Genomic DNA, 25900 nt, shown 5'->3' on the forward strand with positions numbered 1-25900 from the left:
TTAAGAACTAGTAACGAGCAATGCATGCGGATGCTGCGTTTTATATTCCTCTCTCCATGTAATGTTTAGTTGTTCCCACGTTTCACCGCTATCAGTGGATTGAAAGATGCCATTGTTATTTAAAGTGTAAAACGTATGTGGTTCGGCTGGATTTGTAGCAAACATCGAAATGACTGTACCGATTGCAGATGGTAGACCTTGCTGTACTTGCTCGAAAGGAGTATCTTTCGTTTTTCGATAAATATAAGATTCATAAGGAATACGGTGATGAGCGAGATCAGCACTCGGTGCAGCAGACACGAGAATTGTATCGCAATCAGCTGGGTTGATAGCCATGCTGTATAAATAATGATGTTCAAGTCCTTCACTACATGAGATCCAGCTGTTTCCACTGTTATAACTTTCAAGATAGGCACGATCAGGTCCGCCCATAAACCCATCACCACATGATGCATAAAGGCGATTTGGGGCTTGAGGGTGCATGAGTAATTGATGAGCATCGATAGGGGCACCGAATTTTTTATCAATCCATGTATGCCCTTTATCGTTACTTTGAATAACAGCACCAGCTTCGATTGAAACGTGGATTGTATTTGGATTGTTTGGATCAATTGTAATCCAGCGTACGTGATGGGTAAAAGGTCTAGGCGGGAAAGCCCACGTATAAGAAGATAATAATGATTTCATATTTTTAAGTTCAGTCCACGTTTCACCACCATTTTCAGAACGAAATAAAGCGCTCGGTTCTGTGCCAACATAAACGACGCCATATCCGTTAACTTGTTCATTGGAGCTTATCGTAATAGAAGTGATTGAAGAATGTAAAATACCGTCTTCTTTCGGAAAGTCAAAGTAACGATAAGAATCTCCAATTGGTCTCCATGAATCCCCACCATCATCGCTTAACCATAGACCTCGTCCAAATGTGCCGCAATATACACGATTCTTTTGGAATGGATCAACTGCGATACAAGTAGGTTGCATATTTTGTAAGTGATATGCGGTTTCATAGTTACCATATCGTTCTTTTACAACAATAAGTTCACGTTCCATACAGAGAAATAGTCGTTTCAATTCAATAACCCCCTTCAAATTTCTTTCATTAGTAAACAATATGAAGCTGAAAAAGAAGTAGTCTTATTTTTTGTTGAGAAAAAGGACTTGTTTGAAAAAAAGCGAAGTGTGTATACAGAGGAAGCGGGATAAAGTGAAACTTTAATCAGTGGGGTATTGTTCATCTTCTACAGATTAGTAGCATTCACTATCGGGCGTTAATGGGGGATAAAGATAGGGAATGTGTTTCATACTAACATACAGAAATTGCACTTAAAGGAGCATTTGTATGGGACACTCACATGATCACGGTCATTCAAAAAATAAAAAAGCGTTATTAATTGCCTTCTTATTAACAACAAGCTTTATGATTGCTGAAGTTATTGGGGGATTTGTAACAAATAGCTTAGCACTATTATCTGACGCGGGGCATATGTTAAGTGATGCAGTATCTCTCGCTTTAAGCTTACTTGCCTTCAAGCTTGGAGAGAAAACGGCAACGGCTGCAAAAACATACGGGTATAAGCGTGTCGAAATGTTAGCGGCATTATGTAACGGTGTCGTTCTTATTGTTATTTCGATATATATTTTTATTGAAGCAATTCGTCGTTTTAAAGAGCCAGTGGAGATTGCTAGTAATGGGATGCTCATTATTGCTGTACTTGGTTTGCTTATTAATATTGTATCAGCTTGGATATTAATGAGAGGCGGAGATGTGAAAGGGAATTTGAATTTAAGAAGTGCTTTCTTACACGTACTAGGCGATTTATTAGGTTCAGTCGGAGCAATTATTGCTGCGTTGCTTATTAAATTTTTTGATTGGAATGCCGCAGATGCGGTTGCTAGTATTCTTGTGTCTATTTTAGTCATTATAAGTGGATGGCGTGTAACACGTGATACAGTTCATATACTAATGGAAGGCGCACCACAGCACATAGATGCTGAAGAGGTGAAAAATACATTATTAAATATTACTATTGTAAAAGAAGTTCATGATTTACATATATGGTCCGTAACATCAGATTTTCAAGTACTAACTTGCCATCTTATTATTAAAGGTAATGAAACGCAAAGTGTATTGAAAGAAGCAACGGATGTATTAAAGGAAAAATTTCATGTAGAACATGTCACCATTCAAGTAGAAATTGAGGGTGAATTTAACCATAATGAGACAACTTGCAAAGTATGAAAGAAAAAGGGTATGAAAAAGTGTCATAACATTTTTCGCGTGGCATACATATATATAATGTGGCCACAAATACTTTGTAAGGTAAATATTTCATAAGATTACTTTACTTATTAAGAATCATCTTTTATAATCAAAAGCGGTAATTGATAAAGATTATCATTTTCAATGATCGTAGAAAGGAGTTTTTTAAAAGATGAGTAGTCAACTCCGTTTTGCTGTTGAAAATCGTAAGAGGCATTTAATTGATGAGTTAATTGGAGCAGGTGTGTTTAAGATTCGCGAACGACAATTATACGAGCTGTCTTTAGAGGAATTGGAAAAAGAGTACGAGCATATTGAAGAATTTGCAGACATTCAGGCATAGCCATATAGAGTAGTAAAGAAAGAGCATGTTACATAAAAGTGTAACATGCTCTTTTTTGATTATGGAAAAATATTGTAGATCGGTTGGTGTTAAAATGCTAGCAAGATTTTTGATTTGATTTTTTTCAGCTGCAGGTAATGCCGCAATCCATCCACCAGCCCCTTGTATTGTAATAAATGATGTGTGTTCTTTTGGATAAGGGGAAATATAGTAGTACATATGAACTGAGAACAGCAGTGGAAATCTTTGTTGTGGCAAATATTAAAAAAGTTATTATTAGATAGTTTTTTCGAAAGAAATAAAAATACAACATTTTTTATATTTTTCATTGCGAAAAGCGCAATCTACTTTTACAATAGAAAGGGTTGTGAATATATTATACTGAAAAAATAAATCGAAATAATATGAAAATTTTGTTTTGTCTTCGCTAATTGTATACTACATACACGTAAGACGACATACATCATGTTATCGACTTGTAAGGAGAGAAAAAAATGAAAAGTGTAAGATTACCCTCGATGCTAGAAATCATCATTCTTTTATTCCTATTTCTTGCTGTCGTCTTTTCCTTCCAAACGATTTTTGATCTCCCAATTCAATTAGCGCTATTTATTTCATGGTTTTTAGTTATTGCGCTTGGATTAAGGTTAGGATTTCGTTATCAAGAATTGCAAGATGCAATTACGAAAGGGATTTCTAATGGATTAGAAGCAATTCTTATTTTAGTTGCAGTTGGAGCTTTAATTGGAACATGGATTGCTGGTGGGGTTGTACCTACATTAATTTATTATGGATTAGAATTCATTCACCCTAGCATATTCTTATTGGCAACTTTAATTATTTGTTCAATAACTTCTATCGCGACAGGAACATCATGGGGAACAGTTGGAACAGCTGGTATTGCTATGATGGCGATTGGGGAAGGGCTTGGATTACCACTTCCGCTTGTTGCGGGTGCAGTTCTTTCAGGAGCGTATTTTGGAGACAAATTATCACCACTTTCTGATAGCACAGTTCTTGCAGCTTCTATGGCAAAAGTAGATGTTATTGCTCACGTTCGAGCTATGCTCGTATTAGACGTTCCAGCTTTTATTATTACCAGCATTATGTTTACTGTTGCTGGATGGATGTATGGCGGGGATAATGTAGATTTAAATAGAGTAGAGTTTTTAAAAGAAGCTTTATTAAAGCAATTTGATATTAAAATATGGATGCTTGTTCCGGCTGTAATCGTTATTGTGCTATTGGCGCTGAAGAAACCTTCTATGCCAACAATTGCTATGGGAGCTTTAATTGGTGCAATTTGGGCAACTCTTTTCCAAGGGATGCACTTTGGAGAGGCAATTGGAACAGCATATAACGGATTCTCAATTCAATCTGGTGTCGAGTTTGTCGATAAGTTATTAAACCGTGGTGGAATTAACGGTATGCTTAGTTCAGTAGCCGTTATTATTTTCGGCTTAGGTTTTGGTGGACTACTTGAAAAGCTAGGTGTTCTAAAAGTAATCGTATCAAAATTTGAGAAGAAATTAAATTCTGCAGGTAATGTAACATTGTCTACATTAATCGTGGCATTCTTAGCTAATATATTTGGTTGTGCGATGTATGTATCACTTATTTTAACACCGAAAATTATGGAAGATAGCTATGATAAATTAAAAATAGATCGCCGTGTATTAGCACGTAACTCAGAAGTAGGTGGAACGTTAACTTCTGGTATGGTTCCGTGGTCGGATAATGGTATTTTTATGGCTGGTATTTTAGGTGTAGCAACGTTCTCATACGTTCCGTTTATGTGGTTAAGCTTCGTTTCATTAATTTTGGCAGTTATTTACGGATATACAGGGAAATTCATTTGGTATGTAGATGACGTTGAAAAAGGGAAGCAAGCATCATAAAAAAATACCTTCTGCCACCGCAGAAGGTATTTTTTTTATATATACGAGTGAGAATTCTTATCATTTGTATGGAAGTCTGTTAAAATGAGAAATGTAGGTATTTTATTTTCAAGGGGATGAAAAAATGGAGTACAGAATTGAAAGTGATACATTAGGAGAAATGAAAGTTCCAGCTGATAAATTATGGGCAGCACAAACACAGCGTAGTAAGGAAAATTTTCCGATTGGAACAGAGCATATGCCGCTTGAAATTGTAAAAGCATTTGCGATTTTAAAGAAGAGTGCAGCGATTAGCAATCAAAAATTAGGGAAGTTATCAGAAGAAAAAGCACAAGCAATTGCGGAAGCTGCTGATGAAGTTATCGCAGAAAAATGGAATGAACATTTTCCACTTGTCGTATGGCAAACAGGTAGTGGTACACAATCGAATATGAATGTAAATGAAGTAATTGCAAACCGCGGTAATCAAATTTTGAAAGAAAAGGGATCTGGCGTACATATTCATCCGAATGATGACGTGAACATGTCTCAAAGTTCAAATGATACGTTCCCAACGGCACTTCATGTAGCGTGTGTAATTGCGGTAGAAAATCATGTATTACCAGCCATTACGAAATTAAAAGAAACATTAGCAGAAAAAGTAACTGCATTTGAACATATTATTAAAATCGGTCGTACGCATTTACAAGATGCAACCCCTTTAACGTTAGGGCAAGAAATTAGCGGATGGCACCGTATGCTTGAAAAAGCAGAGCGTATGATTGCAGATAGCAATACATATATGAAAGAATTAGCAATTGGTGGTACTGCGGTTGGAACTGGAATTAATGCGCACCCTAAATTTGGTGAGATGGTAGCAGAAGAAATTAGTCTGTTTACAGGTAAACAATTTGTTTCTGCACCAAATAAATTCCATGCGTTAACGAGCCATGATGAAGTTGTATTTGCACACGGAGCATTAAAAGCATTAGCTGCTGATTTAATGAAGATAGCTAACGATGTGCGCTGGCTTGCAAGTGGTCCACGAAGTGGTCTTGGGGAAATTATTATTCCTGCAAATGAACCAGGAAGCTCTATTATGCCAGGGAAAGTAAATCCAACGCAAAGCGAAGCGCTAACAATGGTTGTAGCACAAGTTATGGGGAATGACACAACAATTGGATTTGCTGCGAGCCAAGGTAATTTTGAGCTAAACGTATTCAAACCAGTTATTGCTTACAACTTCCTGCAATCTGCTCACTTATTAGCTGATGCAACAGTTTCATTTAATGATAAATGTGCAGTTGGTATTGAAGCAGATGAAGAAGTAATTAATGAAAATGTAAATCGTTCATTAATGCTTGTAACAGCACTAAACCCACATATCGGGTATGAAAATGCCGCGAAAATTGCAAAGCATGCCCATAAAGATGGATTAACTTTAAAAGAAGCAGCACTGCAATCGGGATTACTAACAGAAGAGCAATTTGATGAGATTGTAGATCCGAAAAAAATGATCGCTCCGAAAGAATAATAGAAGAGGCCAAGGTTCTTAGTTTAGAATCTTGGCTTTTTTATCGCATATTAATTTTTAATTCCTTGTGGAAAAGTAAATACGCATAAAGGGTCATATTTTTTACTAATTTTTCTTAATTTGTTCGCGTGTGTTCCGTAATAAGCGTTCATATAATCTTTCAAATCGCTGTATGGGAAATTGACGAATGAGCCTTCTGTTATAGATTCTATATAGTCAAATCGTTTTTCTAACCATTGGGAATTATCCTTTTTAACAATCGGATCTTCCCATATAGTTTGGATGCCTAGAATATAATGTGCATCGCGGTAATAAAAAGCGCTCGCATCTTTACCTACATCTTGAATTTTTCCTCCAAGGGGGTAGAGACTTATAGCTGCAAAAATACTGCCGGAAGCTCTATCTTCAATAAGACTAATAATTTTTTCGATTTCTTCTTCGTTATATTGTTTATGAACGAACCGGCCTGTAGATTTAAATTGTTCAGACGGTGGATATGAAGATTGTACAATGTCCATTGCTTCAAGAAAACTGATATATTGTAAATTCATCTTCACCCCGTTTATATCGAGTAAATCTTGTAAAATGAACGCTGCATCTTCTGGGGTCCCGTAATATAAACCTCGTCCATATATTGCAAGTCCTTCCGTAGCAGAGTTGTATATGCTCGCACCGATTGTCATTTTACTATTTAAATTTACTAGCCAGCTTTGCCATGTGTGAAGAAATTCCTTTTGGATGTCTACTGAAGCGTTAGGCCAATATAGTTCAACGAAAGTAACTTTATCAACTATTGGAGGGAGCTTAAAAGTTAACGAAACAACGATGCCAAAATTTCCGCCACCTGCCCCGCGACAAGCCCAAAATAAGTCTTTATGGTAAGTTTCATTAGCTGTAATTACTTTACCTTTATAGTCGATTAATTCTAACTCTATTAAATTGTCACAACCAAGGCCGAAATACCTACTAGAATAGCCCCAACCTCCGCCTAAAGTGTATCCACTTACTCCAACAGTTGGACAAGTTCCGCCTGGAAATGGATAACCTTTTGAAGAGATAAAGTCATAGATTTGTTTATTTTGAACACCACCTTGAATGACTAATGTATTTTTATGTTCATTAAGCTGCATACAGTTCATTTTACTTATATCAATTACGAGGACGTTGTTGTCGACAGAATATCCTTCATAATGGTGTCCACCAGAACGAATGCGAATAGAAATTTCATTTTTTCTCGCCCAAATAATCGCATTACTAACATCCCATTTCGTAAAACAATAAATGATAGCTAAAGGAAACTTTTGAATAGCTCGATTCCATTCTTGTCTAGCTTCTTCATACTCACAATCATATCTTGTAATAATTTCACCTGTTAATCCTTCATAACTTAACTCATACATAATAAGCACCTTTCATTCATTTTGTGTAGAAGTTTACTTTTTTAGAAATAGTGTATGTTCGTATCGTTTGTTTGTGATGGAGGGGTAGTATCTTTATGTAATAAAAAATAGACTAACTATTGGGTAGTTAGCCTGAGGGGAGAATAAATATGTAAACGGCGGTTTTGCTTGGGGAGGATATTCAATTCTTATATAGTTATCCTAATAGCATAGAACTGTCTCAAACAAAACTATTCATTTGAGGTGCTATTGATTATTTTCACATTTGGCCAGTTTTCTTTTAAGAGTGAAATGAATTTCTCCTCTTCTTGTGGTACGAAAGATGTTACTGAGTCGAATAAATTATAATGAATTTCTATTTGCTGTCTTGTCCAATTTTCTGAACGAAGCTTTTTACCAGAGTATTTAATGTGGCTTATATCTTCAAATGGAATTTCAGTACGGAGTATGAAACCATGTTTAACAACAAGGGCAGATTCCGTTATTTTGTAATGAGAAAAATAGAAAGAAGAGAGATTCACGATATTTAAGAGCATCATGAGAGTGAAAAAAATAGAATTATCATTTTGAAAGAATAGGGAAATGAAAAAAACAACTAAAAACAATGAGATTAAAATGATATGAAATGGATTTTTTTTCGCTTTAAATTTCAAGTGAGTCACCTCGGTATACCAGTTATTAAAATAATTAAATCACAATATTGTAATGAAACGTAAAAATATGCAACATTACATATTTTTACGTTTCATTATTCGTGTAAACTTTTTTTGATGGGGTAAATTTAAATGAAGTTTTACAAAAGTGGAGTTGCATAAAATGATTTGCAGAAAAAGCATTAAAGTAATAGTCATAATTTGTTGTATGATGATGATTAGTGGTTGTTCAAATAGATTCGTTGAGGATGGAAATCGAAAACATGTATTTGTACAAGCAAGTAAAGTTTTAGTAGAGGTTGTTTATAAAATATATAAAAGGTAAAAGGTGTTTCCATATATGGAAACACCTTTTTGGTAGTTAAAATTGAATGCTGGAAGGGTCTTGAATAGTAGTCATGTTTTGTTTCACATCCCATAATAATTAGTTTGTTAAAATACATTCGTTTTTCGGTGTGATAAGTCCTATTTATCATAGTTAGATAAACATTTTTATAAAAGTTTGTAAAATAGGTAAACGAAACATTGAAACGTTTACTTTTTATATGTTAAGATGATGAAGTGATAATAAACGTTATTGTAATTTGTTTGTTTTTTAAATAAACATTTTGAAGGAGTGTTTAGTATGAGTGATATATCAGAGAAGTTTTGGGATGCGTCGGTAGAGGAATTGAAGAAAGGGTATGTATTTGACGAGGTAGCAGAGGAGTATATTTGTTTAGCTTGTGGAGAAACGTTTATTAAAGGGGTTATTTATCAAGAAAATCAAGTTTTGTATGAAGCAGAGAAGTTTGTACAGTTGCATATTCAAAATGAGCATACGTCTATGTTTGAATATTTATTAAATCTTGATAAGAAGTTTACAGGTTTAACTGATTTGCAAAAGAAAATGGTTCAGTTTTTCCATATGGGACTTAACGATAAAGAGATTGTAAAAGAAATGGACGGCGGGAGCACGTCGACGATTCGCAATCATCGATTTACATTGCGAGAGAAAATGAAGCAAGCGAAAGTATTTTTAGCGTTAATGGAATTGTCAGAAGAAAAATCAAAAGTTCAAACTAAATTTGTACCGATTCATAGAACAGCTACGATGGTGGATGATCGATACAATATTACAGAGGAAGAAAATGCTGAAGTTTTAACAACGCATTTTACAGAAGGTTTGGATGGACCGCTTTCTAAATTTCCGAAAAAGCAAAAGCGTAAATTAATTATATTACGTCATTTAGTGAAGAAATTCGATAGTAATAAAAAGTATACTGAAAAAGAAGTAAATACAGTTTTAGAAAATATATATCCGGATTTTGTCACTTTGAGAAGATATTTAATCGAATATGGTTTTTTAGATAGAACAGCTGATGGAAGCCAATATTGGGTGAAGTTATAAGAATGAAGAGAAGAAAATGAATAGATGCACATAATAAAAACAACTATACAAAGAGATAGAGGATTACAGATACCAAAAATATGTTAAATTTCTATGATGAATTTGAAAATAGTGAGTGGAAGAAGCATTTACTTTAACGAGCAAACAGTATAGAAATGGTTGGCACAATTACCACTATTTGAGCACGGATTTTAAATAAAAGGAGAAATGAAATTTGAAACCACCTACAGATAACAATAAAGAAGGTGTAGAGTCACAGAAGTCAGAAACGGAACATAAGCCGATATGGAAATCGATGTCCATGTTTTTAGTACCGTTACTTTTAAGTAATGTATTACAGTCAGTTGGACAGTTATTTGGAATGGTAGTAGTAGGAAGATGGCTTGGCGTAAATGATCTAGCAGCTATATCGGCGTTCTTCCCGTTATTTTTCCTGCTCGTTTCATTTGTAATTGGAATTGGTTCTGGTAGTTCAATTTTAATTGGTCAGGCATTTGGTGCTAAAAATGAAGAGCGCTTAAAAGCTATCGTTGGTACGACGCTTACGTTTACTTTTATTATCGGAGTCGTGTTGGCGATAATAGGTAGTATTTTTGCGATGGATATTATGCGCCTTATGGGAACACCAGAAAATATTATTGAAATAAGTGTGCATTACGCAAGAATTTTATTTATATCTATGCCAGTATTATTTTTATATTTTGCATACACAACATTTATGAGAGGTACAGGAGATTCTAAAACGCCATTTTACTTTTTAATCGTAAGTACAGCGCTAAATATGATCTTATTACCAATTCTTATTTTTGGCTGGTTAGGAGCTCCGAAATTAGATGTTTACGGAGCAGCCTATGCTTCAGTTATATCTACAGTTATTACGTTTATTGTCATGCTAGTGTATTTAAAGAAGAAAAATCATCCACTGCAATTAGACGCTACAGTAAGAAAATATCTTCGTATGGACTGGGAGTTATTAAAGTTATTATTACGACTTGGTATTCCAGCGAGTATTAATATGATATTAGTTTCATTATCAGAAATTGCGGTAATCGCATTTGTGAATCGCTATGGATCAGATGCAACAGCGGCGTATGGTGTTGTGAACCAAGTTGCAAGTTATGTACAAATGCCAGCAGTTAGCCTCGGCATTACCGTATCAATTTTTGCAGCGCAATCAATTGGTGCAAACCAATTTGATCGATTACAGAAAGTTGTTAAGGCCGGAATTATTATGAATTATATCATTGGTGGTGTATTAATATCGCTTATTTATTTATTCTCAAGAGATATTTTAGCACTATTTTTGACAAGTCAAACTACAATTGAAATTGCTCATAGTTTAGTTATGATTACATTATGGAGTTACTTAATTTTCGGTCATGCACAAATTATTAGTGCGACAATGCGAGCAAGTGGTACAGTACTTTGGCCAACTGTGATTGGTGTTGTATCAATCTGGCTTGTTGAAGTACCTGTAGCGTATTATCTTTCTTACCATACGAGTCTTGGTATAGAAGGAATTTGGATTGGATATCCAGCGGCATTCATCGTCAGCTTAATATTACAGTATGCATATTATAAGCTTTCATGGCAGAAGAAACGAATTACACGATTAGTGAGTTAAAAGATGAAAATGTCCCTAAGCCATTATACTTAGGGACATTTTTTTTGATGAATGCTTATAAATAACTTTTTAAAGTTATGTCAAAATGTTGTCTAATGAGTTTTCCATTATCCATATAAAACTCCCAAGCTGTATCTGGCTCACCGATAATTTCAAATGAACCTTCTGTAATATATAAAGCGCAATTATCTTCTAATGCAATGCCTTCTATATTACCTTGGTGAGTTTGTAAAAACGTGTGGAAGGCATTCATTCTATTTAATTGATTGTAATGGGGGCAAAATCTTTTGTTAACAATACTCCAGCCACTGCTTTCTATATAACCAGAACCTTCATAATCTGAACGAATGCTAGATGTGAACCAGCACATCGCACCGGCACTATATCCTGCAATAAGTGTTCCACGTTTTAAAGCAAATAGTAACTTTTCATCTAGTTTATGTTCTTTCCATTGTTCAAGCATATGAACGTAATTCCCACCGCCAAGATAAATTAAATCGGCAGAATGAATCATCTCATCTATTTCATATTTAGTAGGTGTTTCGGTTATAAAGCGTAAAATTTGAACCTCACAATGTAATCGCTTTTCAAACGTTTCTAAAAATAACTTTATATATCCTTCATCATCACGACTAGCTGTTGGAATGAATAATACTTTTGGGTATTGTTTATTTGTTAATTCTATAAGTCGTTCATTAATATGCAAGTGATTTGGATCTTGTAAATCACCGCCACCAATGACAGCTAATTTCATAGTAAAGCACCACCTAATAATATTTGTTATGTAAAAATTCGATAGCGGGGAGTTACATTCCTTCTGTGATTTAATGAATAAGGGTAAATAAAGTGAACAATATATTGAAATAGCATAAGGAGTCGATAGCTGTGGATAGAAAGGAATTAGAAGCAGTTTATCCCGCTAGTTGTGGGCAGTAAGACTCCTGCCTCAAAATTCGGCTGGAGCAAAGAAGTTAGGTGGGAATCGGGCTGCCCGTAAACGCCCGATTGGTGTTGGCTAATAATCAGTGGGGGATGAACAAACCCCCCACTGATTAAAGTTTCACTTTATTGATATATAATACTGGATAATATTGTTTCAAAGTATGGAAACAATATGTTTAAATGAATATAACGACGTACTAATTAATATTGAAAGAGTGTTTATATTTAAAAAGTACGGGGAATAAGAGGTTTTACAAAAGTGGTTTTTACTTTTTATAGGAAATTACTTCATAATATGGTAAAATTATATTAATATATTTATTAGCGTAGAATGAAAAGAGGGAGCGTGAAAGAGTGGATTTTCGATTTGAGTTTGCAGCGAAGGTGAAAGAATATTTAGATGATGAAAAAGATGAAAAAATAATAAAAGATGGACACAGAGATATAATTTTTAAATATTTATATCCGTTAGAGAGTGAAATTGGCATTTTTAAAAATCCTAACTTTACTTTTTTTGCATCAGGAAGACGTTCACATATAGTATTAGAAAATATTGAATTTAAAACAGAAGTAAACGTAGAAAGTAATATAATTGAAATTACAAAAATAGTGGATAATGTGGTAATTCTATTAGATACTATCGTAGCAAAAGATCGGGAATTATTTGCACTCGGGCGTAATGAGAAATTTAGTGCGCAAATATTAGAATATTATCTCTATGATACATTTGGAGAGAAGTTAGGTTTACAATGAATTGAACGCGGTACAGATAACTAATTAGTGGAGATTAGGATCCATTTAAGTATCAGTTAATATCATTCATGTTTGACCTTCTATATATTTTATACTACAATCTGTAGTGTGAAAGGGGCCATACGATGTTTACTCAAAACTACAAGTTAAATGAGCAAGGGTTAAATCACTTTTTCGGACCGCTTGAAGCAAAAATAATGGAAATTGTTTGGGCTACTGAGGGTATTACCATTAAAGATGTGCAACAGAAATTAAGTGAAGAATCCCCGGTGAATTTTAATACTGTAATGACAGTTATGAACAGATTAGTAGAGAAAGCACATTTAGAAAAGCATATCGTGAAAAGAAGTGGTATGTATCGTACTACACAAACGAAAGAAGCATTTTTATCTAATCAAACGAAGAAAATGACAAAGGAATTAATGGGTGAATTTGGAGATCTTGTTGTGAACCATATGATAGATGAATTAGAACAAGCTGATCCATCTTTAATAAAAAAATTAGAAGAGAAATTAAGTCAGCTAAAAAAAGAGGACAGATAAAATGAAGTGGCAAATGCGTAAAATCGTTTTGTTAGCAGTGACTATTAGTGTTCTTTTTTTAAGTATGTTAGTATACTACGTCACATACCCATTTCTTTTTCAAAATAAAGCACTTTTTCTTTCCCAATTTTGTTTATTTGAATTGCAACAACATATGAGAGAACTGTCAACACTCCGCATTATGATAGCCGGATTACTGTTATTTACTGTAATCATTATAAGTAAAAGAATTTGGAAGCAGTTTTTTTATAGTAAAAAATTGAAAAGAAATCTCGTGTCTATTACTAGAAAAGGAAAGCAAGTGTACGTATTATCAACGTTACAGATTACGGCATTTACAATTGGATTATTTCGACCGAAAATTGTCATTTCAGAAGGAATGTTTCAGGCGTTTTCAGAGGAAGAAATTGATGCGATTGTATTACATGAGGAATATCATCAAAAAAATCGAGATCCATTAAAGTTATTTTTCTTTACATTGTTAGCTGAAGGAATGATGTATATTCCTATATTAAAAGGAATGCTGCAGCGTTATCATGTGTATCAGGAGCTATCAGCTGATAAATATGCGATGCAAAAAATGAAATCTTCATTTGAGCTAGGTAGTGCATTATTAAAGTTAATTAAAATAAAGACGATGGAAAATCAATGTATTACAGCTTCGTTTGCGAAAACTGCAATTAATTTACGAATTGAGCAAGTGTTGAATGAGAAAGTTATTAAGTTGAATATACCATTACATACGAATTCAGTATATGTAACGTTAGGGCTATTTTGTATGTCGATTGTACTTATTGTTGGAGAGTGCATATAGCCTCTTTTTTTTTAATAGTTAACACTACGATTTGTAGTGTGTTTAGGAGGAATAAAATGAATGCGGCGGATTTAACAATTTGGCTAGTAGTAGGGGCGGGGATACTTTCTTTTATATCACCATGTTCTTTACCGCTATATCCATCTTATTTATCATATATTACAGGCGTTTCTATTCAAGATTTAAAAGAAAATCGTGGAATTATGCAAAAGTCAGCGATTATACATACAGTATTTTTTATGATCGGTTTCTCGGTTATTTTTTATGCGTTAGGTTTATCAGTAAGCTGGATTGGGATCACTTTTTCATCTAATCAAAGGCTAATTCAGCAAATTGGTGGGATATTTATTATTTTGATGGGGCTATTTATGACTGGAGTGATTCAGCCTAAGTGGCTTATGGCAGAGAAAAAAGTACAATATAGAAGTAAATCGACAGGATATATTCGCTCAGTTTTGGTCGGCATGACATATGCAGCAGGATGGACACCGTGTGTTGGACCGATATTTTCTGCGGTACTTATGCTCGGTGCGACCAATCCTGAAAGTGCGCTTCTGTATATTACAGCGTACACCCTTGGATTTGCAGTTCCGTTTTTCGTGATGGCATTTTTTATCGGAAAGGTAAAATGGATTGTTACATATGCCAATGTCATGATGAAAATTGGCGGTGGAATGATGATACTAACAGGGGTTTTATTATATACAAATCAAATGACGAAAATTACAGCATTCTTTATTCGTATATTTGGTGGATTTACAGGATTTTAGAAATGAGGAGGAAGAAAAGTGAAGAAACTAATTGCTATTATACTGGCCGGGGCACTAATTTGGGCAGGGGTTAATTTTTATAATACAAAGAAAGAAGAAAAAGAGAGAAAAGCGAAACAAGCGGAGTTACAAGAAAAAGAAGTATTGCCACAAGTGGGATTTAAAGCACCAAACATAACATTAAAAGGATTGGACGGGAAGCTGTATTCGTTAAATGATGCAAAGGGAAAACCATATGTTATTAATTTTTGGGCATCGTGGTGTGGCCCATGTGAAATGGAGGCTCCTGACTTAGTTCGTTTGTATGATAAGTATAAAAAGGATGTTGAAATCTTTGCGGTAAATGCAACAATCGGGGATCCAGTACAAGAAGCGAGCGCATTCGCAGATCGCCACGGATTTAAATTTCCAGTTCTATTAGATATGGACGGAGTAGCTGGATTAGATTATAAAGTATTCTCTTTACCAACGACATTTTTTGTTAATAAAGATGGTATTATAGTAGATCAAGCACGAGGGGTATTACCTCCAGATCAATTAGAAGAGAAGTTTAAGAAAATAATTGAGAATTAAAAGGGGATTTCATAGTATGGAGTGGATGGTGAGGTTACAACCAGTATCGCTTATAATAGGAAGTCTATTTGGGTTTATTTTGATGAAACTCAAAATGAAGTATCAAAATGTACCATATGAAAAAATGATGGGTGCAGTAACGAATGGTTTTCTTATCATTGTATTTGTATGGAAATTTGCACCGGCAATTTTAAATCCAGTATGGGCTTTTGGATCGCCATTGCAAGCATTATTAGCTGTAGGAAGTATTCGGCATATTATAGTAGGTTGTGTAATTGCTAGTATATACATTGTTTTGAAAAGTAAAAAGGAGCAATTTTCTCTTCGGATTTTACTTGATACATTACCTTTTGGATTGTGTGTGGGTATTATCTTTTATTTTCTATTCCATCAAGAAGTAGGTATACAAACGACACTCCCATGGGGGATGAAAATATATGAATCAAAATTTTTGTATCATCCTATTTTCATGTATGAGATTATACTCGCACTGGGTATAATTGGTTCGTTATGGATTAAAAATGAAAGAGTAGGAAATGGAAAGAATATAAGCTTTTTTTTAATTTTCGAGGGAATTGCTCATATCATTATTTCACTTATTAATGAACAAAATTCAGTTCTATTTGGTCTTTCAATACAGCAAATACTCAGTTTTTGTGTTATTAGTTTAGGGATTTTGTTAGTACCAAAAAAATAAAAATAGCCATGTACGGAGAGCATCCTCCATGCATGGCTATTTTTGTATCATCACATGAATTAAAAAATCGGCGGAGTAACAGAAAATAAAACAATCGCATTTTTCTCGAATTGATTTACCCATTTATGTTTTAAATAAGCTGGTATTTTTACGCTATCACCAGTTTCTAATGTGTATTCTTCTTCATTTAAGTGCAATGTGATTTTTCCGTCTAATACAAATGCTAGTTCTTCTCCTTTATGTTCTAGAACATTTTCTGATGAAGCAGTATTTGGAGGAACAGTCATAATTGCTGTTGCTAAATTTCCTGTGAAATCAGGTGATAACAATTCATATGATAAATTATCGATAATCATTTTTTTTCTTTTATTAGAACGTACGATTAAATCGTCTGTATTAGTTTCTTCAAGTAAAAAACTAAATGTTGGAACATCAAGAGCTTTTGCGAGTACCTTTAATGTTTGAATGGAAGGGTTAGCAGAACCATGTTCAATTTGACTAAGCATTGATGGTGTGATTTCGGCCATCTTTGCTAGTTCTTTACTAGTTAATCCTTTTTCTTTTCTTTGTTTTTCAATTTTTTTACCGATATCTATATTTTCCATAATAAATGCTCCTTAATAATTATTAAATTATATTTAAGTAAATTAAATTAAAATTAACTGAAACTGAATTTTATGTTAAACTATATTAAAATTAATTTAATTATAATTTATTATATGGCTAGCTACAAGAATATGAGGAGGAAGAGAAATGAATGGGATAGAGGCATTAAAAGAGCGATACCCACTATTAAACAACCTTATTGCAACGGAAGAAGTATTTTGGATGAATCCGAATACAGAAAAGTATGAAACGGCAATAAAAGGTTCGCCGCTTAATGAAGAAAATGTAAAAGATGCGGAAGAGAGATTAAAGCGCTTCGCACCATATATTGCGAAAGTTTTTCCTGAAACGAAAGAAACGAGCGGAATTATAGAATCTCCTTTAGTAAAAATACCTTCTATGAAACAATCTTTAGAGAAAAATTACGAGCAACCTATATGGGGAGAATTATTATTAAAGTGTGATAGTCATCTTCCGATATCAGGATCAATAAAGGCAAGAGGCGGAATATACGAAGTGTTGAAACATGCAGAGCAATTAGCATGGCAGCATGGAATGTTAACAGAAAAAGATGATTATTCAATTTTAGATAGTGATAGATTTAGAGGTTTTTTCGCGAAGTATTCAATTGCAGTAGGTTCGACAGGAAACTTAGGACTGAGCATTGGGATTATGAGTGCAAAACTAGGATTTAATGTAACTGTTCATATGTCAGCAGATGCGAAACAATGGAAAAAAGATTTATTAAGAAGTAAAGGTGTAAATGTTATTGAATATGAAGCGGATTATAGTAAAGCAGTAGAAGAAGGAAGACTGCAAGCAGATGCAGATCCTAGCTGCTATTTTGTTGATGATGAAAACTCACATGATTTATTTTTAGGATACGCAGTAGCAGCGTCACGTTTACAAAAACAATTAGAAGAGTTAGAGATTGCAGTAGATGAAGAACACCCTTTATTCGTTTATCTTCCGTGCGGAGTCGGTGGTGGGCCTGGCGGAGTAGCATTCGGCTTAAAGTTATTGTATAAAGACAATGTGCATTGTTTCTTTGCTGAGCCTACGCACTCTCCGTGTATGCTACTCGGCTTAATGACTGGACTTCATGATAAAATTGCCGTTCAAGATATCGGGATTGATAATGTAACAGATGCGGATGGACTTGCGGTAGGAAGACCCTCTGGATTTGTCGGTAAAACGATGGAACCATTTTTGAGTGGAAATTACACAGTAAGTGATGAAGAGCTATATAGATTATTAAAAGAACTGGCTGATACTGAAAATGTTTATTTAGAGCCTTCTGCGTTAGCAGGTATGGTAGGGCCATTGAATGTATGTAAAGCTGAAAATGAGTATTTACAAAAATATAGGTTAACAGAAAAGGTGAAGAATGGTACTCATATTGTGTGGGGAACTGGCGGTAGTATGGTTCCAGAAGACGTGATGAGTGGTTATTATAAAAAAGGTTCGGAATTAACGAAAGCAGAGTAAGGAAGAATGAGGCGATTTAAAGCCTCATTTTTTCATGTACATAAAAATCTTTGTTATTTTCACATTAGTTCTTTATAGTATAGTTATAAAGGATTATTCATATCGATTAAATATAATAAAAAAGCGTTATTTTACATAATAAGAGGATGTGTGTATACGATGTCATTACAGACAAAATATATAGCGGGTATTTCGCTTGGGGTTATGGGCGTAGGTTTTGCGGCTTCGATCCCTTTTCAAGGAACGGTAGCTGGGGAGATTATTCAAGGGGGATTTGAAGCGGGGTTAGTTGGTGGACTTGCGGATTGGTTTGCGGTTACAGCTTTATTCCGTCATCCGTTGGGAATCCCAATTCCGCATACAGCATTATTACCTAAAAATCGTAAGCGGGTAACAAAGGGGCTCGTTTCTACGTTAGAAAATGAATGGCTGACGAAAGAAAGTATTACAAGTAAAGTAAAAGAAATGCAGCTAGCACAAATGGTACTGGAAATTGCTGAGAAAGAGTTACAGTCTGACGCTGTGAAAAAAGGAATTGTAACAATTGCTGAGAAAGCGATTCTTCAAATAGATACAGAAAAATTAGCTGTTATTATTGAAAAAGAATTAAAAACGTATTTGCATACAATTAATACAAGTAACATATTACAAGTGCTTGTTGATCAATTAGTTGTGCAAGAATATGATGAAAAAACACTTGATTACATATTAGTAAAGGTGAAAGATTGGACAGCTCAAGATGAAGCACGTTATCAGCTAGGAAGCTTAGGTATGAAGGCGATGGAAAACATAAAAGTAGATGGGTTTTTACAGTTTACTTTGAAATCATTTATGAATATTGTAGATGAAGATAAAATTGGAGGCATTTTGCAAAAGTTTATTATTAGCAATATTAACAGCTTGCAAGATGCTGATAATAGCACAAGACAACTTATATTAGCGAAGATTCGTCAAGAAATTATAAATGTAAAAGAAAATGAATCTTTATTACAGGAATTAGAGAATTGGAAAGCAAAATGGATTACCAATTGGGATGCTACTGACAAAATAAAAGAGATGCTTGAGCAAGTGCAACAAAGGGCAGTTACTTTTGTGAAAAATGAAGAATTTGCCGATAAATATGTTGTTCCATTCTTACAAACACAAATGAATAAAGTAAAAGAGGATGAACGAACAGTTCAAAAAATAGAAGAGTGGTTACAAAAACAAGTTGTTACTATTGTTGAAAAAAATCATTCGAAAATTGGAAAGCTTGTGCAAGAAAACCTTGATAAGTTAGATGATAAAACATTAATCGAAATGATTGAAAATAATGTCGGTAAAGATTTACAGTGGATTCGTGTGAACGGGGCTGTTTGTGGTTTTATGATTGGATTAGTTTTAGAAGGAATAAAAGCGATTATATGAGAAAAACCTTCCACAATTGTGGAAGGTTTTTTATTTTTCGATAATACTCATATTTATATTATAAGCTTTCTCGATATTTAATTTGTACGTTCCATTTCCTGTTTTTATCGAGTTTTTATACCAATGTTCTTGCGCATTTAATTCTGGATTTTCTTCTGAAGAATTATTTTCTTTTTTCGTTAAATCTTCTACTTGTTCCCAAGGTGTGTTTCCGTGAGTTTCTTTTTTGTTTGTTATGGCGATTAAAGATACATCACTTTCTTTTGCTAAATGAACAGATACATTTGAACTTTCTTGTACAAACCAATTATTTTGTAATTGACCTGGATAAAGTGATAGTTCGTTATTTGAAGCGCGAATCTCTACATTTTTATTTTGCGGAAGAACGAGTGTTTGTTTCACCTGTGGTGCTGAGTTAAATAACGTATGCTGAACAGGTAATGATTTTAAAGTTATATACATCGTTTCTCCAGCTGTTTGAACTGAAAGGAAATCCTCTCGTTTTAAATTGAGTTTTTCATTTGCTTTCGTCGTCATTTCATATGTTCCAAGAAGGTGAATTTGATTTGTATTATTTCCCTCTATTGTTAGAGGGTGATGCCCCGCATCCACTACGATTTTTTTGATAGATTCAGGTATATCAAGTTGTCCGTCTGGAATATTACTCGTTTGCCTAGTTGTATTAATAGAATGACGAACTTCGTCTAGTAATCCAGTAGATAATAAACAGTAAAAAGCAATTCCAACGCTTCCTAAAACTCCGATAAAGAAAATACTAAAAATATCATATTTAATAAATGATTGTTCCTTCTTAGAAAATAGAAGGTATAGTAAAATTTCAGCGCCAAGTATAATAAGTAAAACAGGCCACCATGCTGTTAATGTATCCAATACTTGAGTGCCTTTAATGACTGAAAATAGTAAGAAACAACCTAATGTAATAATGGAAAGCCCCATTGAGAATGTTCCAACGCGCCATGTTCTCATTCGTTTGTACCACCTTTGTTTTCTTTATTTCCAAGTAACAATTTAAAGCCGCCACCAATTAAAAGGAGAGCAACGATAGATGTTTGGAAATAGTGATAATATAGTTCGCTAAGATGAATATTAAATATAGTTACAAAATAATCATTCAAAATAGGAAGGACTGTTTGATCTAATAAATAATAACCACCTAATGCAATTAATCCGATACCGATCCATCTTTGATGATTTATAAAATAGTCGATGATAGGTTCGTCATGAACTCGTTCTTTTCCGTATTTTGCTGTTTGCTGTAATGTGTCAAAAAAGCTATAAAACCAAATGATTGGTACTAAAAATAAAAACGCAGAGAGTCTTAATAAATCAAGTAAATAAATAGATAGTAAAAAGGCTGCCATAAGCTGAAGGCCACGGCGTTGTAAGCCTAAATACATATGTCCTGCTCCAGGGAACATTGCTAAAATAGAAGCGAATGTTTTACTTTTCTTTCCTTGTTCACGGTGCTCTTCAAATTCTTCAAAAATAGTACGATCAACTAATTGCTCGCCGCGTTCTTTTTTCTGTAGTTGTTGAACAACGTCGAAGAAGTTATAAATCCATAAAACAGGTAACGTAACGAGAAATATAAGAAAACTTCCTTGAGATGTTAAGAGTGCAACGAATATAATCATGCTTCCTATCCCTGTACAAGCTACTAAAAATGTAAGGCCTCGCTGCATAAGTCCTAATTGGAAATGTCCAAGTCCAGGAATGATGGATAAGAGAATGATATAAAATCGTTCGCTATCTTTAGAGGACTCTGTAAATTGTCCGGCTGCTTGTTTTTTTGATTGATTTATAATAGTGAAAATTAAATCAATTAAGTTGATTACCCATAACATTGCTAGTAAAAATAAAGAAAGAAAAGCAATATCGCGCTCTCCTAATGCTATTGTACAAAATGCTGCAAAGATAAATAGAAATAAAGATCCACCGCTATATAAAATAAACCGTCCGAATCTCTTTAAATATAAATGTCCAAGCCCAGGAATTAGCCCTAATACAAGTGCTAAAAAGGGATTTTTATTCATGCTTTAAACCTCCGTCCAATTTTGATGTGTGCACTGTTTTGTTTACAAGTTGTTGTGAGATAGAAGTCTCATTGTGTTTCGACGATTTTTCGAAATTTGATGTCGCTGTGAAAATATAATGGAATAAACCACTTACCATAAAAATGATTGTAGCCGCAGTCGCAATTATGTAATGAATGATCGTACGCTTTAGCTGGTTTGATTTCATATTTTCATTAAGCTGTAACGTTTCAAAATTAATTTGCGCCATAACTTCGTTTGTAAATGAATCATCATTTATCATTGGAAGGTTTTCGTTTTGTTCGTCAATACTTTCCATATAAAGTGCTAAACAATGATCACATTCATAGAGATGTTCTTCCATAGATTCACGTTCATTGTTTGATATAATGTCTAATGTATAATTACACCAATCTTCTTTTGAGTAATGCATCATAAAAACTCTTCCTCCTTCCAATGTTTTTTAATCCATTTTCTTGCCCTATACAGTTTCATTTCGACTGTCTTCACTTCGATGTTTTCCTGCAAAGCAATTTCTTGATAACTTTTTTCTTCTAAGTAATGTGCGAGAACAACGTCACGGTAATTTTCGGGTAGTTCTCTTAGCTTTTGAGCAATGAGTAATTTTTGCTCTTTCGTCAATAATAAAGCCTCAATATTATGAGAGGATTTTATATTTTCTTCAGTTTCTCTACATAAGGAGAGTTCTTCGTTTTCTCTAGCTTTTTTCCTCTTATAATCAATAGCGTGATTGGTGGCAATACGTGCCATCCACGTTTTTAATCCGCGAAATTGATAATTAGGGAGAGAGGCGTGAATTTTTACGAATACTTCTTGTGTAACATCTTTAGCATCTTCTTCATGTCTTAGAATAGAAAATATAACTTGGAAAATATAATGACGATACGTTTGTACAAGGATGCGAAAAGCATGCTCACTTCCTTGCTGTGCTTTTTCAATTAATTGTTTTTCCTCAATCGCTTTCTCCCTCCTTTTTGACGCATTCTATTATATAGACGTAAGAAACGATAAGTCACCCTACACATGTTATAAAAAAAGAATAATATATTTTTTGTTAAGGGGCTATATGAAAAAGGTGTGAAAAAATGGTAAAGAGAAGTATATAATGAGCAAGAAGGAAATGCTACACAGAGAAAGGATGTGAATGTTAGTAGGGGAAGGGCCATACTAACAAACATGAAAATTAAAATATTAATAGCCGATGATAATTCTTTTATTAGAGAAGGCATGAAAATCATTTTAAATACATACGAAGAATTCGAAGTGTTAGATACTGTAAATGATGGAAAAGAGGCTGTAGCGTATTGTAAAAAGCATGAAGTTGATATTGCCCTTTTAGATGTTCGTATGCCAAACATGAACGGGGTAGAGGCGACGAAGTTAATTTGTGAAGAGACAAAAACGAAGCCTCTCATTTTAACGACATTTGATGATGATGAATATATTTTGGACGCAGTAAAAAACGGAGCGAAAGGTTATTTATTAAAAAATAATGATCCGGAGCGTATTCGTGATGCAATAAAAGGCGTATATAACGGCCAAACTGTCATGCAAGATGTAGTGCTTGATAAAATTAAGTCTAATTTAATGGAAAGTAAAGAGGAAGAATCTAAAATTGATAAGAGTCTTTTTACAGAAAGAGAGCTTAGTATTATCGCACTAATTGCGAAAGGGTTCTCAAATAAAGAAATTTCGAAGCAACTTTTCATATCTGAAGGAACGATAGCAAATTATATTACATCAGTTTTAGGGAAAACTGGACTAGAACATCGCACGCAAATTGCGATTTATTACTTAACAGGGAAAGTAGATTAATGTTATGGAATTTTGGTTAACTATAAGTAAATTAATTGTATTTATATATATTGTGTTTAGTTACATTCACTCAAATGTTGCAAACTTACCATGGTTTATATTTACGCTACTTATATATCTTTCTGTAAACGTAATGATCTCTATATTAAAAAACGATACGTATAAAAGGGTTTTAATTTGCGTGTCAATTGGTGTAGTAATTTTATTTACATGGAAGGTGCATCCATTTTTTATTTTGTTTTTACCTTTGAACTTATACGAAATTACATCAAATTATATCGAGAGGAAATGGCAGCTCTTTTTCATTATGATGCTTCCTATTACTTTTACAAATGAAAGTATTCAAATGACATATGGATTAATTGTTGCATTTTCTTTTCTCATTTTAACTATGGCAAATCTCTACATCGCTCGTGTATTAAAGCTTGAATCACAAAATGATAAGATGCGAAAAGATATGCAACGACTTACGAAAAGCTTACATGAAAATAAAGAGTACATAAGGCAATCGGAGTACACATTTAAGTTAGAAGAGAGAAATCGGTTATCACAAGAAATTCATGATAAAATTGGTCACTCGATGACGGGTGCACTTATTCAAATGGAAGCAGCGAAGAGACTGATGGAAATAGATAAAGTAAAATCTGCGGAGTTATTACAAAATGCAATTCATATTTCGAAAGATGGAATTGAAAGCATTCGGATTACATTAAAAAATATGAAGCCACCAACAGAGCAAATTGGCATTCACCGCATGAAATTATTCATAGAGGAATTTGCCGGTAAGCATGATGTGAACATTCCTTTCGTATATAAAGGTAATTTAGATATGATTTCTCCAATTCAGTGGAAGATTATCGGTGAAAATGTTACGGAGGCGTTAACCAATACGATGAAATACGCTGATGCGACAGTCATTTCAATAGATATTCATGTACTTAATAAGATGATCAAAGTACAAGTGAAGGATAACGGAAAAGGTGCAGCCCTTGTTAAAAAAGGCCTCGGCATTATGGGGATGGAGGAGAGAACAGCGTCTGTAAATGGGAAAATTATTGTAGATGGAATAAGTGGTTTTTCAGTAACAATGTTGTTGCCAATTTAGTAAGTCGTGATGAGGATGAATTATCTCATATGAAAAAAGTGAATAATCTCATGTGAAAAGAATGAACTTCTGCACTGAGCAGGTTCATTCTTTTTGTTTATAATAAAGTGAAACTTCAATCAGTGGGGGTTTTGTTTTTCCACGCTGATTGTTAGTTGAACCAATCGGGCATTTTTACGGGCAGTTGATCTCCCACCTAACTTCTTTGCACCAGCTGAATTTTGAGGTGGGAGTCTTACTGACCGTTAATGCGGGATAACAGCAAAGAAACCGAAATAGGGGTGAAATGATGAACACATTAGAAATTAAAAATTTAACGAAAAAATTTGGTGATTTCATCGCGGTAGATAATATGTCTTTATCTATTAAAGAAGGAGAAATATTTGGATTTTTAGGATCGAACGGTGCTGGTAAGAGTACAACGATAAATATGATTGCTGGATTGTTAAGAAGTAATGAAGGTGAAATCAGCATACTAGGAAAAAATATAAAGAAACATAATCGATTTGCGAAGATGAACATCGGTATTGTTCCGCAAGATATTGCGATTTATGAAGAGCTAACTGCCTATGAAAATGTGAAATTCTTTGCCGGATTGTACGGATTAAGAGGCGCTGAACTAAAAGCGAGAGTAGAGGAAGCACTTCAATTTGTGGGGCTTAGCGATAAGCATAAAAGTTATCCGAAAAACTTTTCTGGCGGAATGAAAAGAAGATTGAATATAGCTTGTGCAATTGCTCATAGACCAAAGCTAATTATTATGGATGAGCCGACAGTTGGAATTGATCCGCAGTCAAGAAACTATATTCTCCAATCTGTCCGGAAATTAAATGAAATGGGAAGCACAATCATTTATACAAGTCACTACATGGAAGAAGTAGAAGAGATTTGTACGAAAATAGCAATTGTAGATCACGGTAAAGTGATTGCAGAAGGAACGAAAGAACAGTTAAAAGCGATTATTACAGATACGAAAGATATTTGGATTGAAGTGAAGTCAGTAGAAAATTTAGACGTAGAAAAATTAAAAGAGATAAACGGTGTGAAAGCTGTTCAAATTGAAGCGAGCGTAATTAAAGTGAATTCTGATGCAGGATTAAATAATTTAAATAAAATTATTCAACACTTTATTAATCATGACATTGAAATTCGTTCGTTAGAGGAGCAGGCTCCGAACTTAGAAACTGTATTCCTTACGTTGACTGGAAGAAACTTACGAGATAAATAAA

At 34.0% G+C, this 25900-nt stretch carries 27 protein-coding genes; 18 read left to right on the forward strand and 9 right to left on the reverse strand.

What is annotated here, in order from left to right; genetic code table 11:
- Positions 1 to 1074, reverse strand: coding sequence for a glycosyl hydrolase (locus MHB76_RS08560; protein ID WP_078173088.1), 1074 nt, complete (start codon positions 1072 to 1074; stop codon positions 1 to 3).
- A gap of 268 nt (positions 1075 to 1342) precedes the next feature.
- On the opposite strand from MHB76_RS08560, the gene MHB76_RS08565 reads away from it, so the two are divergent.
- The 4 genes from MHB76_RS08565 (at position 1343) to fumC (ending at position 6017) form a co-directional block, all read left to right on the forward strand.
- The gene (locus tag MHB76_RS08565; RefSeq protein ID WP_078173089.1) at positions 1343 to 2242 is read left to right on the forward strand and encodes a cation diffusion facilitator family transporter; all 900 of its coding nucleotides are present in this window, start codon (positions 1343 to 1345) and stop codon (positions 2240 to 2242) included.
- 193 nt (positions 2243 to 2435) lie between these two features.
- On the forward strand, positions 2436 to 2606 hold the full coding sequence (gene fbpA / locus MHB76_RS08570) for a Fur-regulated basic protein FbpA (protein WP_002158436.1): 171 nt from the start codon (positions 2436 to 2438) through the stop codon (positions 2604 to 2606).
- Positions 2607 to 3100: 494 nt separating this feature from the next.
- Positions 3101 to 4504, forward strand: a complete 1404-nt coding sequence (gene nhaC / locus MHB76_RS08575) for a Na+/H+ antiporter NhaC (RefSeq protein WP_002158435.1) — start codon at positions 3101 to 3103, stop codon at positions 4502 to 4504.
- A gap of 124 nt (positions 4505 to 4628) precedes the next feature.
- Positions 4629 to 6017: a class II fumarate hydratase gene (gene fumC / locus MHB76_RS08580; protein ID WP_078173090.1), complete on the forward strand. Its 1389-nt coding sequence runs from the start codon at positions 4629 to 4631 to the stop codon at positions 6015 to 6017.
- A 50-nt stretch (positions 6018 to 6067) separates the two neighbouring features.
- Here the strand turns inward: fumC and MHB76_RS08585 are convergent, their stop codons facing one another.
- Together MHB76_RS08585 and MHB76_RS08590 are read right to left on the reverse strand one after the other, a co-directional pair.
- Positions 6068 to 7417, reverse strand: a complete 1350-nt coding sequence (locus tag MHB76_RS08585) for an FAD-dependent oxidoreductase (protein ID WP_002158433.1) — start codon at positions 7415 to 7417, stop codon at positions 6068 to 6070.
- Between the two features lie 230 nt (positions 7418 to 7647).
- A complete protein-coding gene (locus tag MHB76_RS08590) occupies positions 7648 to 8070 on the reverse strand; it encodes a PH domain-containing protein (RefSeq protein ID WP_002158432.1) in 423 nt (140 codons plus the stop codon).
- Between the two features lie 163 nt (positions 8071 to 8233).
- Between MHB76_RS08590 and MHB76_RS08595 the strand changes: the two genes are divergently transcribed.
- From MHB76_RS08595 to MHB76_RS08605, 3 genes are all read left to right on the forward strand, one after another.
- Positions 8234 to 8395 (forward strand): hypothetical protein, encoded by a 162-nt coding sequence (locus MHB76_RS08595; RefSeq protein ID WP_002158431.1) that lies wholly within the window; start codon positions 8234 to 8236, stop codon positions 8393 to 8395.
- A 300-nt stretch (positions 8396 to 8695) separates the two neighbouring features.
- Entirely contained in the window at positions 8696 to 9460 is a 765-nt protein-coding gene (locus tag MHB76_RS08600) for a DUF2087 domain-containing protein (RefSeq protein WP_002158430.1), read from the forward strand.
- A 214-nt stretch (positions 9461 to 9674) separates the two neighbouring features.
- Positions 9675 to 11084 (forward strand): MATE family efflux transporter, encoded by a 1410-nt coding sequence (locus MHB76_RS08605; protein ID WP_078173091.1) that lies wholly within the window; start codon positions 9675 to 9677, stop codon positions 11082 to 11084.
- A 55-nt stretch (positions 11085 to 11139) separates the two neighbouring features.
- Here MHB76_RS08605 and MHB76_RS08610 read toward each other — a convergent pair whose 3' ends face one another.
- Positions 11140 to 11838 (reverse strand): peptidase E, encoded by a 699-nt coding sequence (locus tag MHB76_RS08610; RefSeq protein ID WP_078173092.1) that lies wholly within the window; start codon positions 11836 to 11838, stop codon positions 11140 to 11142.
- 542 nt (positions 11839 to 12380) lie between these two features.
- Here MHB76_RS08610 and MHB76_RS08615 point away from each other — a divergent pair.
- From MHB76_RS08615 to MHB76_RS08640, 6 genes are all read left to right on the forward strand, one after another.
- Positions 12381 to 12779, forward strand: coding sequence for a DUF3942 family protein (locus tag MHB76_RS08615; RefSeq protein WP_078173093.1), 399 nt, complete (start codon positions 12381 to 12383; stop codon positions 12777 to 12779).
- Positions 12780 to 12904: 125 nt separating this feature from the next.
- Positions 12905 to 13321, forward strand: a complete 417-nt coding sequence (locus MHB76_RS08620; protein WP_078173094.1) for a BlaI/MecI/CopY family transcriptional regulator — start codon at positions 12905 to 12907, stop codon at positions 13319 to 13321.
- Between the two features lies 1 nt (position 13322).
- Positions 13323 to 14135 carry a M56 family metallopeptidase gene (locus MHB76_RS08625; protein ID WP_078173095.1) on the forward strand — a complete coding sequence of 271 codons (813 nt, stop codon included), beginning with the start codon at positions 13323 to 13325 and terminating at the stop codon, positions 14133 to 14135.
- Between the two features lie 56 nt (positions 14136 to 14191).
- Entirely contained in the window at positions 14192 to 14905 is a 714-nt protein-coding gene (gene ccdA, locus MHB76_RS08630; protein WP_002202478.1) for a cytochrome c-type biogenesis protein CcdA, read from the forward strand.
- 18 nt (positions 14906 to 14923) lie between these two features.
- Positions 14924 to 15478 carry a TlpA family protein disulfide reductase gene (locus MHB76_RS08635; protein WP_002200976.1) on the forward strand — a complete coding sequence of 185 codons (555 nt, stop codon included), beginning with the start codon at positions 14924 to 14926 and terminating at the stop codon, positions 15476 to 15478.
- Positions 15479 to 15494: 16 nt separating this feature from the next.
- A complete protein-coding gene (locus MHB76_RS08640; RefSeq protein WP_078173096.1) occupies positions 15495 to 16175 on the forward strand; it encodes a prolipoprotein diacylglyceryl transferase family protein in 681 nt (226 codons plus the stop codon).
- Positions 16176 to 16234: 59 nt separating this feature from the next.
- Here MHB76_RS08640 and MHB76_RS08645 read toward each other — a convergent pair whose 3' ends face one another.
- Entirely contained in the window at positions 16235 to 16780 is a 546-nt protein-coding gene (locus MHB76_RS08645) for a helix-turn-helix domain-containing protein (protein ID WP_078173097.1), read from the reverse strand.
- A 148-nt stretch (positions 16781 to 16928) separates the two neighbouring features.
- Here MHB76_RS08645 and MHB76_RS08650 point away from each other — a divergent pair, with 148 nt between their 5' ends.
- Both MHB76_RS08650 and MHB76_RS08655 read left to right on the forward strand, forming a co-directional pair.
- Positions 16929 to 18269, forward strand: a complete 1341-nt coding sequence (locus MHB76_RS08650) for a D-serine ammonia-lyase (RefSeq protein ID WP_078173098.1) — start codon at positions 16929 to 16931, stop codon at positions 18267 to 18269.
- A gap of 159 nt (positions 18270 to 18428) precedes the next feature.
- On the forward strand, positions 18429 to 19676 hold the full coding sequence (locus tag MHB76_RS08655; protein ID WP_078173099.1) for a DUF445 domain-containing protein: 1248 nt from the start codon (positions 18429 to 18431) through the stop codon (positions 19674 to 19676).
- Positions 19677 to 19706: 30 nt separating this feature from the next.
- Here the strand turns inward: MHB76_RS08655 and exsE are convergent, their stop codons facing one another.
- The 4 genes from exsE to MHB76_RS08675 are packed head-to-tail and all read right to left on the reverse strand — an operon-like array spanning position 19707 to position 22708.
- Positions 19707 to 20663, reverse strand: coding sequence for an exosporium protein ExsE (exsE, locus tag MHB76_RS08660; RefSeq protein ID WP_078173100.1), 957 nt, complete (start codon positions 20661 to 20663; stop codon positions 19707 to 19709).
- Positions 20660 to 21730 carry a hypothetical protein gene (locus tag MHB76_RS08665; RefSeq protein ID WP_078173101.1) on the reverse strand — a complete coding sequence of 357 codons (1071 nt, stop codon included), beginning with the start codon at positions 21728 to 21730 and terminating at the stop codon, positions 20660 to 20662. Before MHB76_RS08665 ends, exsE begins: the two co-directional genes overlap by 4 nt.
- Complete coding sequence (locus MHB76_RS08670) at positions 21723 to 22166, reverse strand: hypothetical protein (protein ID WP_340986222.1); 444 nt, start codon at positions 22164 to 22166, stop codon at positions 21723 to 21725. The genes MHB76_RS08665 and MHB76_RS08670 overlap by 8 nt, the downstream gene beginning before the upstream one ends.
- Complete coding sequence (locus tag MHB76_RS08675) at positions 22163 to 22708, reverse strand: RNA polymerase sigma factor (RefSeq protein ID WP_340988145.1); 546 nt, start codon at positions 22706 to 22708, stop codon at positions 22163 to 22165. The genes MHB76_RS08670 and MHB76_RS08675 overlap by 4 nt, the downstream gene beginning before the upstream one ends.
- Positions 22709 to 22927: 219 nt before the next feature.
- On the opposite strand from MHB76_RS08675, the gene MHB76_RS08680 reads away from it, so the two are divergent.
- From MHB76_RS08680 to MHB76_RS08690, 3 genes are all read left to right on the forward strand, one after another.
- On the forward strand, positions 22928 to 23566 hold the full coding sequence (locus tag MHB76_RS08680; RefSeq protein ID WP_002064723.1) for a response regulator transcription factor: 639 nt from the start codon (positions 22928 to 22930) through the stop codon (positions 23564 to 23566).
- Between the two features lie 4 nt (positions 23567 to 23570).
- Entirely contained in the window at positions 23571 to 24671 is a 1101-nt protein-coding gene (locus tag MHB76_RS08685) for a sensor histidine kinase (RefSeq protein ID WP_078173105.1), read from the forward strand.
- Between the two features lie 289 nt (positions 24672 to 24960).
- Positions 24961 to 25899, forward strand: coding sequence for an ABC transporter ATP-binding protein (locus MHB76_RS08690; RefSeq protein WP_078173106.1), 939 nt, complete (start codon positions 24961 to 24963; stop codon positions 25897 to 25899).
- The last annotated feature ends 1 nt before the right edge of the window (position 25900 follow it).

It is taken from the genome of Bacillus sp. FSL M7-1345, from assembly GCF_038006985.1.
In the GTDB taxonomy this organism is placed as follows: domain Bacteria; phylum Bacillota; class Bacilli; order Bacillales; family Bacillaceae_G; genus Bacillus_A; species Bacillus_A cereus_U.